This is a genomic window from Actinoplanes octamycinicus (assembly GCF_014205225.1).
GTDB classification, from domain to species: domain Bacteria; phylum Actinomycetota; class Actinomycetes; order Mycobacteriales; family Micromonosporaceae; genus Actinoplanes; species Actinoplanes octamycinicus.
Genome location: NZ_JACHNB010000001.1, coordinates 7,358,750 through 7,373,260 on the forward strand (window position 1 = coordinate 7,358,750; position 14,511 = coordinate 7,373,260).

The 14,511-nt window shown below is 73.6% G+C and carries 16 protein-coding genes; 8 read left to right on the forward strand and 8 right to left on the reverse strand.

Annotated features, from left to right (window positions below; translation table 11 throughout):
- Nucleotides 1-65: 65 nt before the first annotated feature.
- The 3 genes from BJY16_RS33065 to BJY16_RS33075 form a co-directional block, all read right to left on the reverse strand.
- A complete protein-coding gene (locus BJY16_RS33065; protein ID WP_185043480.1) occupies nucleotides 66-1,184 on the reverse strand; it encodes a CU044_5270 family protein in 1,119 nt (372 codons plus the stop codon).
- Nucleotides 1,181-1,711 (reverse strand): RNA polymerase sigma factor, encoded by a 531-nt coding sequence (locus tag BJY16_RS33070; protein ID WP_185043481.1) that lies wholly within the window; start codon nucleotides 1,709-1,711, stop codon nucleotides 1,181-1,183. The genes BJY16_RS33065 and BJY16_RS33070 overlap by 4 nt, the downstream gene beginning before the upstream one ends.
- 71 nt (nucleotides 1,712-1,782) lie before the next feature.
- A complete protein-coding gene (locus BJY16_RS33075) occupies nucleotides 1,783-2,739 on the reverse strand; it encodes an ABC transporter substrate-binding protein (protein ID WP_185043482.1) in 957 nt (318 codons plus the stop codon).
- An 85-nt stretch (nucleotides 2,740-2,824) separates the two neighbouring features.
- Here BJY16_RS33075 and BJY16_RS33080 point away from each other — a divergent pair, with 85 nt between their 5' ends.
- The 3 genes from BJY16_RS33080 to BJY16_RS33090 are packed head-to-tail and all read left to right on the forward strand — an operon-like array spanning nucleotide 2,825 to nucleotide 5,068.
- Entirely contained in the window at nucleotides 2,825-3,304 is a 480-nt protein-coding gene (locus BJY16_RS33080) for a hypothetical protein (RefSeq protein WP_185043483.1), read from the forward strand.
- A gap of 25 nt (nucleotides 3,305-3,329) precedes the next feature.
- Nucleotides 3,330-4,133 carry an SDR family NAD(P)-dependent oxidoreductase gene (locus tag BJY16_RS33085; protein ID WP_185043484.1) on the forward strand — a complete coding sequence of 268 codons (804 nt, stop codon included), beginning with the start codon at nucleotides 3,330-3,332 and terminating at the stop codon, nucleotides 4,131-4,133.
- Nucleotides 4,133-5,068, forward strand: coding sequence for a methyltransferase (locus tag BJY16_RS33090; RefSeq protein ID WP_185043485.1), 936 nt, complete (start codon nucleotides 4,133-4,135; stop codon nucleotides 5,066-5,068). The genes BJY16_RS33085 and BJY16_RS33090 overlap by 1 nt, the downstream gene beginning before the upstream one ends.
- On the opposite strand, the gene BJY16_RS33095 is transcribed toward BJY16_RS33090, so the two are convergent.
- Entirely contained in the window at nucleotides 5,057-6,016 is a 960-nt protein-coding gene (locus BJY16_RS33095; protein ID WP_185043486.1) for an iron-containing redox enzyme family protein, read from the reverse strand. The two genes, BJY16_RS33090 and BJY16_RS33095, sit on opposite strands and share 12 nt — an antisense overlap.
- 51 nt (nucleotides 6,017-6,067) lie before the next feature.
- Between BJY16_RS33095 and BJY16_RS33100 the strand changes: the two genes are divergently transcribed.
- Together BJY16_RS33100 and BJY16_RS33105 are read left to right on the forward strand one after the other, a co-directional pair.
- Complete coding sequence (locus BJY16_RS33100) at nucleotides 6,068-6,298, forward strand: CDGSH iron-sulfur domain-containing protein (protein ID WP_185043487.1); 231 nt, start codon at nucleotides 6,068-6,070, stop codon at nucleotides 6,296-6,298.
- A 4-nt stretch (nucleotides 6,299-6,302) separates the two neighbouring features.
- A complete protein-coding gene (locus BJY16_RS33105; protein WP_185043488.1) occupies nucleotides 6,303-6,803 on the forward strand; it encodes a VHL beta domain-containing protein in 501 nt (166 codons plus the stop codon).
- Here BJY16_RS33105 and BJY16_RS33110 read toward each other — a convergent pair whose 3' ends face one another.
- Entirely contained in the window at nucleotides 6,804-8,180 is a 1,377-nt protein-coding gene (locus tag BJY16_RS33110; RefSeq protein ID WP_185043489.1) for an MFS transporter, read from the reverse strand.
- Between the two features lie 85 nt (nucleotides 8,181-8,265).
- Between BJY16_RS33110 and BJY16_RS33115 the strand changes: the two genes are divergently transcribed.
- Entirely contained in the window at nucleotides 8,266-9,237 is a 972-nt protein-coding gene (locus BJY16_RS33115; protein WP_239177814.1) for an Lrp/AsnC family transcriptional regulator, read from the forward strand.
- A gap of 76 nt (nucleotides 9,238-9,313) precedes the next feature.
- Here BJY16_RS33115 and BJY16_RS33120 read toward each other — a convergent pair whose 3' ends face one another.
- From BJY16_RS33120 to BJY16_RS33130, 3 genes are all read right to left on the reverse strand, one after another.
- Complete coding sequence (locus tag BJY16_RS33120; protein ID WP_185043490.1) at nucleotides 9,314-9,661, reverse strand: hypothetical protein; 348 nt, start codon at nucleotides 9,659-9,661, stop codon at nucleotides 9,314-9,316.
- Nucleotides 9,662-9,743: 82 nt separating this feature from the next.
- Nucleotides 9,744-11,708: a PAS domain-containing sensor histidine kinase gene (locus tag BJY16_RS33125; RefSeq protein WP_185043491.1), complete on the reverse strand. Its 1,965-nt coding sequence runs from the start codon at nucleotides 11,706-11,708 to the stop codon at nucleotides 9,744-9,746.
- A gap of 129 nt (nucleotides 11,709-11,837) precedes the next feature.
- Nucleotides 11,838-12,734, reverse strand: coding sequence for an alpha/beta hydrolase (locus tag BJY16_RS33130; protein WP_185043492.1), 897 nt, complete (start codon nucleotides 12,732-12,734; stop codon nucleotides 11,838-11,840).
- A gap of 102 nt (nucleotides 12,735-12,836) precedes the next feature.
- On the opposite strand from BJY16_RS33130, the gene BJY16_RS33135 reads away from it, so the two are divergent.
- Together BJY16_RS33135 and BJY16_RS33140 are read left to right on the forward strand one after the other, a co-directional pair.
- On the forward strand, nucleotides 12,837-13,319 hold the full coding sequence (locus tag BJY16_RS33135) for a MarR family winged helix-turn-helix transcriptional regulator (RefSeq protein WP_185043493.1): 483 nt from the start codon (nucleotides 12,837-12,839) through the stop codon (nucleotides 13,317-13,319).
- A gap of 10 nt (nucleotides 13,320-13,329) precedes the next feature.
- Nucleotides 13,330-14,166: an NAD-dependent epimerase/dehydratase family protein gene (locus BJY16_RS33140; protein ID WP_185043494.1), complete on the forward strand. Its 837-nt coding sequence runs from the start codon at nucleotides 13,330-13,332 to the stop codon at nucleotides 14,164-14,166.
- Nucleotides 14,167-14,511: the final 345 nt, after the last annotated feature.

Consider the following 14,511-nt stretch of genomic DNA (forward strand, 5'->3'; position numbering starts at 1 on the left):
GCCGGTCCGGCCACGACCCAGGAGCTTCTTCGGTACGACGGGAGCACTCCCGTCGTACCGAGAAGTCATTCCGGGGTGTCGCTGGTGATCCGCTGCTCCAGGACGACGGTGTAGGCGAGCAGGCTGCCGGGCGCCAGCCGGGCCGTCGTCCCGGCCGGACGCAGCACCCGCGTCTCGTCGCCGAGCGCCCGCCCGGTCCGCAGGTCGATCACGAAACGCCGCTCGATCGTGCCGGTGGCGGCGGCGCCCTGGGTGAACGCGAAGCCCTGGCCCTGGCGCCCGCGCTGATCGGCCACCACGCCCAGCGAGCGGACCCCGGGCAGGGTGGCGATCAGCCGGAACGCCGCCGCCCGGACCGGACCGCTCACCGGAATGCCGGTGAACAGGCTGGAGGCGACGGCGAGCAGCCACTGATCGCGGTCGCTGGGCATGTCACCGCCCCCGCCGTCGAAGTACTTGAGTAGGGCGGTGCGCAGCGCGGCCGGGTCGGTCGGCAGCTTCTCCAGGTCGCGGACCGAGACGTTGGTGTTGCCGAAGGCGTAGACCGACCGGTCGTCCCACGTGGTGCTCTGCCGGCCCTGGCCGGCGACGTCGACCGCGGTCTCGTGGCCGAGCTGGCCGGTCGGCAGCGGCTTGCCGACCATGACCTGCGCGGGCGAACCGGCGGCACGCCACGCGGCGTCGTCGGCGGGCGTGAGCGGGGTCAGGCCGAGCTCCTGGAAGAACATCCGGGAGGGTTCCTGACCGGACCGGGACAGCCAGCTGTCGGCCGACGACCGGGCGGTCATCCGGAAGGTGGCGCTGCCGGCCCGGACGGTCAGCACCGATCCGTTCTCGGTCCGGAAGAGCAGGTACCGCCCGGCGCCGGGAACATCCTTGGCGCTGCTCGCGGCGGCGGCCAGCAGGATCTGCGAGGCGGACAGCGTGGTGCTGGTCCCGGTCGCGCCGGGCGCCGGGGCCGGGACCGGGCCGTCCCGGTCGATCGCGACCACCGCCACCCCGGCGACGGCCGCGGCCACCAGCGCCCCGGCCGGGATCAGCGCGGCGGCCCGGAAGCGCCGGGCGGGACGGTCCGGGGCGGCGGGTGCGGTGAGGGCGAACGGCAGCGGCGGTGTGCCGGGCGGGTCCAGCCGGGCCGGGCGGGCGTCGGCGAGTGCGGTCAGGACGTCACGGTCGTTCTTCATCGGGTCGACTCCTTGATCACAAGCTGGTCGGGGGTGCGGGCGTCGGCGGCGGCGCGGGTCAGGCGGGTGCGCGCCCGGTGCAGACGGACCAGGAAGGTCGCGGTGGAACAGCCCACGACCCGGGCCGCGTCGCCGGGCCGGAGCCCGTCCCAGGCGGTCAGGGTGAGCACTTCCCGGTCGCTCTCGGAGAGCCCGGCGAGGGCGGTGAGCAGCGCCGACCGTTCGGCGACGCCGTCGGCGACGTCCGGCGCGTCGGCCACCCAGGCGAGCATCTCGGCGGCGATGGCACGCTGCCGTTCCTCGGTGCGGTAGCGCTCGCGCAGCACGTTGCGGGCTACGCCGAGCAGCCACGGCAAGGGCGTGTCGCGGGGCATCTGGGCGAACCGGCGCCAGGCGACGAGGAAGGTGTCCGCCACCACCTCGTCGGCGAGCGCGGTGCCGGCCCGGGCGACGGCGTAGGCGTACACACGGCGGTGGTGCTCGGCGTAGAGCGCGGTGAACTGCTGCGCGTCATCCGGGTCTGCCACTGATCGGCCGTCCTTAGTGAAGGGGTGCGGTCACCAAGGAATGCGCGGGGGACGGCGTTTCTTACACCGGGTCAGGGCAGCAGCGTGCTGAGGTCCGGCTTCGCGGTCAGCAGCTGGTCGGTGACGGCCAGGTCGGCCAGGGTCTCCACCGACGCGCGGTTCACCTCGGCCGGGAACTTCGGCAGGACCAGGGCGGAGCGGACCTCGGGGGCGATCTTCGTGTAGCTGCCGAGGACGTCGCGGACCTCGTCCGGGTGCTGGTCGGCGTAGGCCAGAGACTTCTTCATCGCGGCGGTGAAGCGCTTGACCAGGTCCGGGTTGCTCCCGATCAGCTGCTGCGAGGTGAAGTACATGGCCACGGTCAGGTCCGGGGCGACGTCCACATAGCTGGACGCGATCTTGCGGGCGCCGGCGGCGACCGCGGCCTGCTGGAACGGCTCGACCACGAAGATCGCGTCGACACTGCCCTTCTGCAGGGCCGGCACCTGGTCGGGGAAGGCCAGCTCGGTGAACTTGACCGCGGCCGGGTCGCCGCCGTCCTTGCGCACCGAGGCCCGGACGCTGGTCTCGACGATGTTCTTCAGGGTGTTCGCGGCGACCGTCCGGCCGGCCAGATCCTTGGGCGACTTGATCGGGCTGTCCGCCCGGACGAACAGGCCGGCGAAGTCCTTGCCCGGCACGCCGGTCGAGTTGTTGCCGTTCGACACCACCTTGACCGGCAGTTTCTTGGACGCGCCGAGCAGCAGCGAGATGGTGTTGCTGAAACCGAACTGGTACTCGCCGCCGAGCACCGCGGGGACGATCGCGGCGCCGCCCTGCGCGGTGGTCAGCGTCAGGTCGATGTTCTGCTCGCGGAAGAAGCCCTTCTCCTTGCCGAGGTAGATCGGCGCGACGTCGACGATCGCGATCACCCCGGTGTTGACCTTGTCGAGCTGCCCGGTGCTCTCCGGCGTCTTCTCGTCGGCGCCGCCGCACCCGGCGACCAGCAGGATCACCGCGGCACACGCCGCGAACAGCCCGGATCTCATCCACGCAAGGTAGGGCAGTCATCGGCGTACGTCAATGATCATCGGCTTTCCTTCAGCGGTGGTCCGCGCTGCCGACTGAAAGCGCATGCGTAAGGCGCGGATCGGCGGAGTGGCCGCGGCGGCCTTGATCGGTGCCGGGCTGGCGCTCGCCACGGGCGGCGCCCCGGCCGGCGGCCCGCACCCCGCCGTCCCGGTGCTGACCGCCGGGCTCGGCACGCCGGTGACCCAGGAGGGGGTCTTCGAGTACACGGTGCGCTCGTTCGCCTGCAGGATCGACTGCCGGCTGGACATCACCGTCCGGAACCTGGGGACCACCGCCCGCGAGCCCGGCATCGCGTTCGCCCGGATCTACGACTCGGCCGGGATCGCCCATCTGCCGGACGCGATGGCGCAGATCCGCGCGGACGGCTCCGGCCCGTCGCTGCTCGACGAGCTGGCGCCGGGCGCCGTGATCACCAGCCAGTTGGTCTACCCGGTCCCGGACGGTCCGCCGGTCACCTCGGTGGTGCTCCGCGAGTCCCCGTCGGCGGCCGGGATCCGGATCGCGCTGCCCTCGCATACGTAGCGCGTAACGGGGCATCCCGGGACGCATGACGACATCGAGTGAGAACCCGTTCGCCGTGGTCACCGGCGCCTCCAGCGGCATCGGTTACGAACTCGCCCGGCAGCTCGCCGAGCACGGCCACGACCTGCTGATCATCGCCGAGGACGAGGGCATCGAGGAGGCCGCCACGGACCTGCGCCGGGACGGGCGCAACCAGGTGGTGGCGGTCCGCGCCGACCTGGCCGACCGGGCCGGGGTGGAGCAGGCCTGGGCGGCGATCGAGGCGACCGGCCGGCCGATCGACGCGCTCGCGCTGAACGCCGGCCGGGGCATCGGCGGCGCGTTCGTCGGCGGCACCGACCTGGCGGACGAACTCAACATCATCGACGTGAACGTGACCTCGACCGTGCACCTGGCCAAGCTGGCGCTGCCCGGCATGGTCGCCCGCGGCAAGGGCCGGGTGCTGATCACCTCGTCGATCGCGTCCATGATGCCGGGCACCTACCAGCTGGTCTACAACGCGTCGAAGTCGTTCACCCAGTCGTTCGCCGAGGGGCTGCGCGCCGAGCTCAAGGACACCGGGGTGACGGTCACCGCGCTGATGCCCGGCCCGACCGACACGAACTTCTTCCACCGCGCCGAGATGGACGACACCCGGGTCGGCGCCGGCCAGAAGGACGACCCGGCGCAGGTCGCCGAGCAGGGCATCCGGGCGCTGCTGGAGGGCAAGGAGAAGGTCCTCGCCGGCTCGGTGAAGACCCGGGCGCAGGCGGTGGCCAGCAAGGTCATGCCGGACAGCGCGAAGGCCGAGATGCACCGCAAGATGGCCGAGCCCGGATCGGCGAACTGATGGGCGACGACGAGGCGCTGCTCCGGCTCGGGCAGCGGCTGCGGGACGGCGGCTACCGGTTCACCACGGTCACCCCGGCGACCCACGCGCGGGTGAACCGGCGGCCGGGCAACGAGGTGGCCCGGGACCTGCGGGACGTGTTCGGCTGGAGCCGGCCGTTCCCGCCCGAGGTGGTGCCGGGCGAGCTGCGTGAGCTGATGCGGGCGGCCGGGGTGGCCGACGAGGACGGGACGCTGTGGCGCAGCCGGGTGCGGTTCTCCTCGTACGACGACGAGCTGTTCGTCCACTCGGCGTTCCCCACCGACGCGCCCGACTCGGTGTTCTTCGGTCCGGACACGTACCGGATGGCCGACGCCGCCATCGCGTACCTGGCCGGTCGGGAACAACCGCTGACCCGCGCGGTCGACGTCGGCTGCGGCACCGGGGCCGGCGCCATCGCGGTCGCCAAGCGGGCGCCGGACGCGCAGGTCCTGGCGGTCGACATCAACGACACCGCGCTGCGGTACGCCCGGGTCAACGCCCGGCTGGCCGGGACCGGCGGGGTGCAGCCGCGCCGCAGCGACCTGCTCGACGACGTCGACGGCGAGCTGGACCTGATCATCTCGAACCCGCCGTTCATGGTCGATCCGGCTGGCCGGGTCTACCGCGACGGCGGCGGCCCGGACGGCAACGACCTGTCGCTGCGGATCATCGACGCCGCCGCGAAACGGCTGGCGCCGGGCGGCACGCTGGTGCTGTTCAGCGGCACCGGGATCACCGGCGGCCACGACCCGCTGCGCCAGGCGGCGGCCGACCGGCTGGCCGGCACCGGCCTGGCCTGGGACTACCGCGAGGTGGACCCGGACGTCTACGGCGAGGAGCTGGATGGTCCGGCGTACGGGAAAGCCGACCGGATCGCGGTGGTCGTGCTGACCGCCACCCGGTCACTCCCGTAGCGACGTGCGACCTGCGGCCCAGGCGTCCATGACGTCCTGGGCCCACAGGTTGTCGACCGCCAGCGCGCACCGGGCGCCCCACAGCACCTGGCCGGCGAGCTCCGGCTCGGCCAGCGCGAACGTGCCGCACATGTCGTGCGCGGCGATCTGCTCGTGCACCGCGTCGGCCTCCACGTGCTCGTCGTAGAACGCGGTCGCGCCCGGGTCACCACCGAGCCGGCGCAGCCCGTTGCCGTACGCCCGGTTCGGCAGCGACGAGGTCATCTCGTAGGCGGCGAGATGGCCGAGGATCGCGCCGCGCCGGGCCCGGTGCAGCCCGAAGAACGACATCAGGTTGTTGACCGCCAGGGTCGCGGCCGGCACCGCGTGCACGTAGCCGCCGTACGTCAGATCCAGCCCGAACCAGCTCATCGTCTGCTTGAACAGCTCCTGGTGCATCCGGCCGGTCACCCCGCCGCCGTACTCGTCGGCCTGGATCTCGACCAGCGCGGCCTTGGCGCGCCCGCCCAGCCGCGGGATCGCGAACGTGTGCGGGTCGGCCTCGCGCAGGTGATAGACCGACCGGTGGATGACGAACTCGCGGAACTGCTCGGGGGTGGCCCGCCCGCGGAGGTACTTGGACAGCGGCGGCCCGTCGTCGGCCGCCACGATCGCGGCCAGCTCGGCCGGCACCGACTCCGGATCGGCCGGGACCGGCGGCCCGACCAGCTCGTGCAGCCGGTCCTGCCAGCGGCTCTCCAGCTCGGCGCGCAGCCGCAGCAGGTCCAGCTGCCACTCCCAGGAGTCGTCCACCCCGTCCCACCCGCGGTAGGCCAGCTCGTAGCAGAGGAACAGCGACAGGTGGAAGTCCTCGTCGTCGTCCGGGGCACCGCTGAAGTCGATGTCGCCGCCGCCCAGGGCGTCGACCAGAGCGCTGGAGAGGGAGCCTCGTGGTGCCGGCATTTTCATGGCTCCGCAGATGCCCGTTTGCGGATCGCCGAAACGGGGATCTTGGCGGGCATGACATCTACCATCACGCCGTACGAGGACGGTCCGCTGATCGTCCGGGGCGACTTCGAGCTGGTCTCGCCGGACGGGGAGCCAATCGACCCGGCGCGCCGCACGATCGCGCTGTGCCGCTGCGGCAAGTCCGCCGACAAGCCGTTCTGCGACGGCACCCACAAGACCTTCCGGTTCAAGGCGGGCACCGGCCGGGACAACCCGCCGCCGAGCGCGGGCGTACTACCTTGACCGGGTGACCGAGAAGCTGCCCGACGTCCCGCCGGCGTACCGGTTGCCCCCGGTCGTCGCCTATCAGCCGCCGCCCCCGCCGGCCCGCAAGCGCACCGGCCTGATCATCCTGGCCTCGGTGCTCGGCGCGCTGCTCGCCGCCGGTGGGGCGTTCGTGGTCTTCCGGGCCGCGCCGCGCGACTCGGCGCCGCCGACCGTGGCGGCCCCGGCCGAGCCGGCGGCCACCGGGCTCGAGGCGCTCCCCGCCGACGCCGAGTCCCGGCTGACCAGCGCCACCGACGGTGCCTCGACCTCGATCCACTTCACCAACGAGACCGCCGATCCGGTCACGATCATGTGGCTCGGCTATGACCGGAAGCGGGTGTTCTACACCGAGTTGCCGCCGGGGCAGGGCTACGACCAGCAGACCTACACCGGCCACGTCTGGGTGGTCACCCGGGCCGACGGCACCGCGATCGCCGTCTTCCAGGCGACCGCCGAGCCGGCCCGGGCCACCATCCGCTGATCAGGCGACCGCCACCGGCTCCCGGTCCGCAGCCGGTCGCAGCACGGTCAGCACCGCCAGCCCGGTGACCACCGCCAGCACCGCGCTGATCAGGAAGATCCGGTCGAGTCCGGCGGCGTAGCCGGACCGTGCCGCGGTGCCGGACGCCGGATACCAGGTGGCCAGCACCGGCAGCGCCACCGCGTAACCGACCTGCCGGAACGTGTTCGCCGCCCCGTTCGCCATCCCGGCCCGCTCCGGCGCCACCACGGCCAGCGCCGCCGACGCCAGCACCGGCGTGCTCAGCCCCACCCCGACGCCGGTCACCGCCAGCCCGGGCAGCACCGCCGCCCAGCCCGACCCGCCGTCGACCAGCATGCACAGCGCGTCACCGCAGCCGATCAGCAGCAGCCCGCCGCCGATCGTCCAGCGGGCCGGCACGGCGTGCAGCAGCCGCCCGCCGGCCGCCGCCACCACGAACGACACCGCCGCCATCGGAGCCAGCACCAGCCCGGCCGCCATCGGGCCGAGGCCGAGCACCGACTGCGCCCACAGCGAGATGAACACCGTGTTCGCGAAGGCCGCCGCGGTCAGCCCGGCCGCGCCCGCCATCAGCACGGTGAAGGCCGGCCGCCGGAACAGCGCGAGATCCAGCATCGGTTCCGGGCGACCGCGTTCCACCAGCAGGAACAGCAGGGTGACGGCCGCACCGGCGACCAGCGTCCCGGCCGTGACCGGGTCGGTCCAGCCGGTCTCGCCGGCCCGGATCAGCCCGTAGACGATCAGTGAGATCGCGGCGGTGAAGCTGACCACGCCGGGCAGGTCGAGCCGGCCCGCGCCGGACCCGCGGCCACCCGGCACCGCGATCCGGGCCAGGATCACCGCCGCCGCCGCGATCGGCAGGTTGACCAGGAAGATGGAGCGCCAGCCGACCTGCTCGGTGAGCAGCCCGCCGAGGATCGGGCCGGCCGCGGCCGCCGCGCCGTTGGCCGCGCCCCAGACGCCGAAGGCCACCGAGCGGTCCCGGCCGGCGTAGGTGAGGCCGAGGATGGCGGCGTTGGTGGCGTACATGGCCGCGGCGGCGGCGCCCTGCACTCCGCGGGCGGCGATCAGCGCGCCGGTGTCCGGGGCCAGCCCGCAGGCCAGTGAGGCGGCCGCGAAGACGACCAGGCCGGCGACGAAGACCCGCCGGTGCCCGAGCCGGTCGGCCAGCGAGCCGGCCGCCATCAGCAGCGAGGCGAGCACCAGGACGTACAGGTCGACGGTCCACTGCAGAGCGGTGAACGACGAGTGCAGCTCGGCGGCCAGGTCCGGGGCGGCGATGGTGACGATGGTCAGATCGACCAGCAGCATGAACGTGCTCAGCGAGACGGCGAGCAGCGGCAACCATTTGCGCATGCCGGGCACGATGCCCGCCGGACCGGGTCCGCGGCACACTCGCGGCCCATCCCGGCGGATTCCGACACACTGCTACGGTACGCCGGTGGAACCACTCACGCTCGATGACCTCGATCGACAGTTGGCCCACGCGCTGCAGGTCGACGGCCGGGTCTCGTTCAGCCGGGCCGCGGCGGTGCTCGGCGCCTCCGACCGCACCCTCGCCCGGCGGTACCACCGGCTGCGCTCGGCCGGTGCCCTCCGGGTGGTCGGCCTGCCCTACGCCGCGGCGCTCGGCCACGTCGACTGGCTGGTCCGGATGCGCTGCACCCCGGACGCCGCCGTCCCGGTGGCCACCGCGCTGGCCCGCCGCGCCGACACCTCCTGGGTGTCGATCATGTCCGGTGGCACCGAGATCAGCTGCATCACCCGGACCCGGCGACCGGCCGAGGAGGGCGAGCTGCTGCTCCAGCGGCTGCCGCGCACCTCGCGGATCACCTCGGTCAGCGCGCACTGCATCCTGCGCGCGGTGGCCGGGGTCAACGGCTGGCCGGGCCGCACCGCCGCGCTCACCCCGGAGCAGGTGGCCGCGCTGCACCCGGCGCCGGCCACCCCGCCGCCCGGCCGGGTCACCCTCACCACCGCGGACAACGACCTGCTGGCGATGCTGGCGATGGATGGCCGGGCGACCTACCCGGCGCTGGCCGCGGCAACCGGCTGGTCGGAGACGACCGTCCGGCGCCGGCTCGAGGAGCTGCGCCGCACCGACATCCTCTACTTCGACGTGGAGATCGAGCCGGAGCTGTTCGGTTACTCGGCCGAGGCGATGCTCTGGCTCACCGTCGCCCCGTCCGCGCTCACCGAGGTCACCCGGGCGCTGGCCAGCCATCCGCAGATCGCTTACGCCACCGCGGTGACCGGGCCGGCCGGCATCGCCGCCTCGGTGATCTGCCGCAACCTCGACGAACTCTACGACTACCTGGCCAACGCGGTCGGCGCCCTCCCCGGCGTCGCCTCCGCCGAGACCGTCCCGCTGGTCCGCCGCGTCAAGGGCGCCGGAACCCTGCTGGTCGCGTGACGCCTTCCTCCCGCACCACCTGGCAGTCGTGACGCGAGGTGAAGTGCACTCAACCCACGACGGAGTCGCCGACCGCTCATGCCCCTTCCCGAGCCGCCGCCCGGTGCTCCAGGTCTGCCGCGATGTCGTCCCAGTCCGGGCCGTGCAGCTTGAGGCTGTGCGCGGCCTCCCGCATCAATGCGGGATCCCCGGGCCTCTGGAGCAGCACCAGCCGGTAGGCGAGGTTGCGCACCCACACCGGTAGAAGGCCGTCGACGAGGTTCGGGCACAGCGTGTGCAGCATCGTCAAGATCTCCGCCGCATCGGCGAAGGTCAGCTTCTCGATGAAGTGCCGGTCGTCGTGGTCCTCGGAACACCGCGGAACGGGCGGCCGATACTCGTCGCCGTAGCGGCACCGGGCGTGCTCAGTAAGGCTGAGGTGCATGTCATGGAACTTAGAGTCGCGGCCGGTGGCCTCGGGGATCCGGGTGGGCGCGAGCGGCCGGCCGGCAACCGTCCCGCGGCGATCATGCCGGTGCGGGCGGGTCGTCGAGGGCCGGCAGCCGGACCGTGAACGTGGTGACCGGCGTGCCCGGCTCGCTGACGGTCAGGGTGCCGCCGTGCTGTTCGACGATCGCCCGGGCCACGGTCAGTCCCAGGCCGTTGCCGGGCACCCCGTGGTGCCGGGCCGCCTCGCCGCGGAAGAACAGGTCGAACAGCCGGCCCCGCTCGTCGGGCGGGATCCCGTCGCCCTCGTTGGCCACGGTCACCACCGCCGCGCCCGCGTCGGCGTGCACGCCCACCTCGACCGTGGTGCCGGGGGCCGCCCAGGTCACCGCGTTGGTCAGCAGCTCGTCGAGCACCTCGCACAGCCGGTCGCGGTCGCCGTCCACGGTGACCGGACCGCACGCGTCGACCCGCACCCCGGTCCGGCCGGCCGCCGCGTCGCGGACCAGCTCGGCCAGGTCCATCGGCGCCCGGTTCAGCTCGATGTGGCCCCAGCGCAGGCCGGCCACGTCGAGCAGCCGCATCACGATGTCGCGCAGGCTGTCGGTGTTGCGCCGCATCACCTCCAGGGCGTCGCGCTGGTCGCCGTCCAGCCCGGGATCGTCGAGCAGCAGCTCGGTGTGCGCCTGGATGCTGGTCAGCGGGGTGCGCAGCTCGTGGCCGACCAGCGCGATGTACTCGTCCCGGGTGCGTTCCAGCTCGGCGGCGAGCCGTTCGGCCCGGCGTCGTTCCAGGAACTCGCCGAGGCGCGCCCCGATCCCGGTGACCACCGCGCCGCGCAGGTCCTCGGAGACCTCGTCGGCGTCGCTGTGGCAGATCAGCACCCCGAGCGGTTTCGGACCGGCCGGGACCGGGATGGCCAGCGTGCCGCCGGCCCCGGGGCCGGGCTCCCACAGCGGTGTGGCAGCCTGCCACGCCCGGCCGGGCAGCCCCTGTTCCGGCTTCCCGGGACCGGTCCGGCCGCCATCCAGGTTCGGCGACACCCAGCGCGCTTCCCGGCGCAGTGACCGGGCCACCTCGTCGAGCACCCAGAACTCGGCCACCGACCACCCGATCGAGGCGCCGACGATGCGCATCACCTGCCGCAGCGTCTCCCCCGAGGGCTGGCCCTGGGCGATCAGGTGGGTGACCTCCAGCTCGCCCTCCTGCAGCCGGCGGGCGAGCCGGCGCGCGGTGATGTCACGCAGCGCCACCACCGTGGTGAGGCCGGGCTGACCGGCGATCGGCCGAGCGTTGATCCGCAGGATCCGCCGCGGCATCCCGGGCAGCCGCAGATCCACCTCGGCGTCCTGGACCACCTCGCCGCGCACCGCCCGCGCCATCGCCGGTCGCAGCTGGTCCGGCCACCGGTCGCCGAGCAGGTCTCGAGCGGTCTGGTTGCGCAGCACCGGCCGGCCGTGCGCGTCGCAGGCGAAGATCGCGATGTCCAGGCTGTCCGCCGCCGCCTGCATCGTCGCGGTCCGCTCCTGCGCCTGCCGGCGGGCGAAGATCTCCGACTCCATCTGCTCGGTGCGCACCCGCAGCTCCCCGGCGAGCCGGCCGAGCGCGCCGTCCCGCTGGGCGAGGACGTACTCGGTGACGTCCTCGACGCGATGCACGATCAGCTCGAGCCGGCCGTCGGCGCTGAAGACAGGCGCGTTGACCGGTACCCACCAGCGGGTTTCGAAGCCGCCGCCGGGCTGCGGGATGTCGTACTTCTGAATGTCCATCGCGTCGAGGACACCCTCTCGGCGAACCCGGTCCAGTGAGGCCGTCAGCCGGGCCACCGACCCGGATTCCGGATCGTCGGGGTTGGCCGGGAAGGCGGCGAAGACGTGCTGCCCGAGCAGGTCGTCACGCCGGCGCATGGTAGCCGTCAGGTAGGCGTCGGAGACCTCGACGATGACCAGGTCGGTGTCCAGCACCAGGAAAGCCGCCGGCGCGGCGCGGAACAGCGTCCGGTAGTCGATCCCGGCCGACGCCGAGCCCTCCGAAATACTAGACATATAGGTCATATAATCGCACGTCACCACGCAGGACGGGCGCTGTCCGCCATCCCCGGAAGATCAAGATCCGCTTGGCGTACGGCGGGGCGGCTCCGCGCGTACGCCAAGCGGGCCTTTGTCCTTGATTGATCAGACAGCGACCGTGGCCGGCAGCCGGCGGGCCAGGAACGCCCCGGCCCGGTCCAGCGCGTCGTCGGCGTCGTCGAGCAGGCCGTAGTTGAGCTGATAGACGTGCGGCAGCCCGGGACCGGCCTCCAGGGTCACCTCGACGTCGTGGGCGGCGGCCCGGGCAGCGAGCCGCACCGCGTCGTCCAGCAGCACCTCGTCCGCACCGACCTGCACCAGCAGCGGCGCCAGCCCGGACAGGTCGGCGAAGATCGGGCTGGCCGCCCGGGCCGCGTCCGCGGAGGGCGCGTACCGCTCGACGTACCAGCGCAGCGCGGCCTCGTCGAACAGCGGATCGGCGGCGGCCCGGGTCCGGATGCTGTCGCCACTGAGGGTCAGGTCGGCCCACGGCGAGAACACCGCGGCCGCGGCCGGCTGCGGCAGCCCAGCCTCGCGCGCCGCGACCAGCAGCGCAACCACGAGCCCGCCGCCGGCCGAGTCGCCGGCCACCAGGATGTCGCCGGCCGGCGTGCTCTCCAGCAGCTCACGGTAGGCGGCGAGGGCGTCCTCGACGGCGCCCGGGAAGGGGTGCTCCGGGGCCAGCCGGTAGTCCAGCGAGTACCCGGTCGCGCCGGTCCGGGCGACCAGCGCCGAGGCGAGGCGGGCGCCGGTCCGGGCCGACCCGATGACGTAGCCGCCGCCGTGCAGGTAGAGCAGCACGGTCCGGGACTGATCAGGGGCGCGCAGCCGCACGGCGGGCCGGCCGCCCAGCGTCCCGTCGTCCGCGACCACCCCCTCGGCGAGCGGCATCGACGTCACGAACTGCTCGAACCCGGCCCGCTCCTGCTCGGTCGTGCCCTGCTCCTTGCCGGACGCGGCCAGCGCCGCCCGGATCGCGTCCCGCTGCTGCTGCCGGTTCATGTCAACCTCCGTCACGATGCTCTGGCAAGATTGCTTCCGAGGAAGCTACTTTGGCAAACTAGCTTCCAGGGAAGCTAATTCCTCCGATTGGAAGTTCTGCGCGTGACGGACCTCACATCGCTCTTCACCGATCTCGTCCGGACCGAGACCCGGCTCTACAACCGCATCGACGCGCGGCTGCGCGCCGAGCACGACATGCCGCTCGGCGCGCTGGAGTTCCTGCAGATCATCGAGCGCCTGCCGACCTGCCGGGTCTTCGACATCGCGCACGAGGTGGACATCACCGTCGGAGCGACCAGCAAGGCGGTGGACCGCCTGGTCGCGCGGGGCTGGTGCGAGCGGCGGGCCAACCCGGACGACCGGCGGTCCTCGCTGCTGTTCCTGACCCCGGCCGGGGAGCAGGCGCTGGCCGCCGCGGTGCCGACCTTCGAGGCGGCCTGGGCCGAGCAGATCGCCGGGCTGCCGCAGCCGATGCTGGCCCAGCTGGCCGACGGGTTGCGGGTGTGGCGGGAGCGGCTGGAGTCCGGATTGGCCCAGCCGACCGGGGCCGAATTGGACCATGGTGACCGGTCCGGCGCGGCCTAACCTCGTTCCCATGCGGATCTTCGTCGCCGGGGCGACCGGGCAGGTGGGACGGCTGCTCATCCCGTTGCTGATCGCCGACGGCCATCAGGTCACCGGGATCGGGCGCAGCGAGACGGGCCTGCGCACGCTGGCCGAGCAGGGGGCGACCGGGGTCCGCGTCGACGTCTACGACCCGGCCGCGCTGACCGCGGCGGTGACCGCGGCCGCGCCGGACGTGCTGATCCACCAGCTCACCGCGCTGGCCGGCGGCAGCCTCGCGGAGAACGCGCGGATCCGCCACGAAGGCACCCGGAACCTGGTCGCCGCCGCCCGGGCCGCCGGCGTCCAGCGGCTGGTGGCGCAGTCGATCGCCTGGGCCTATGCGGCCGGCGAGACGCCGGCGACCGAGGAGACGCCGCTCGACCTGGACGCCGGCGGGACCCGCGGGACGACGGTCGCCGGGGTGCACGCGCTGGAGACGCAGGCGGCGGAGATCACCGAGCACGTGGTGCTGCGCTACGGGATGTTCCACGGGCCCGGGACCTGGTACCACCGGGACGGCCGGGTCGGGCGCCAGCTCCTGGCCGGCGAGTTCACGGTCGGCCAGGGAGTGACGTCGTTCCTGCACATCGAGGACGCGGCGATCGCGGCGGCGCGGGCGGTGACCTGGCCGGCCGGGGTCTACAACATCGTCGACGACCAGCCGCTGCCCGGGCCGGTGTGGGCCGCCGCGCTGGCCGAGTCGATCGGCGCGCCGCCGCCGCGGGTGACCGCGGATCGGGCCGGGTGGGAGCGCGGCGCCGACAACGCGCTGGCTCGCGAGAAGCTGTCCTGGACCCCGGGACACCCCCTTTTCGGTACGGTCTGATCGGGGCTGGGCGGCGCTTACCTCCGTACCGGGAACCGGTCGTCGTCACCGCATCCACCGGCGACCTCGACGCGCCCGCCCGCCGCACCCCGAGTCCCGCCTCGCGTGGTCCCCTCGGCGCCCGCGCGACCCACGGCCGCCCCACCGCGGGGCGCCGCCCACCACGGCCCGATCACCGCGGCCCGCACGCCCAGCGCCAAGCCCCACCACCGCGGCCCGCACCGCCCGCCGCCACGCCCCACCACCGCAACCTGCACCGCCCGCCGCCCGATCACCGCGACCCGCACGGCCACGACCACGGCCCCACCATCGCGGACGGCACCGCCCACCGCCCGATCGCCGCGG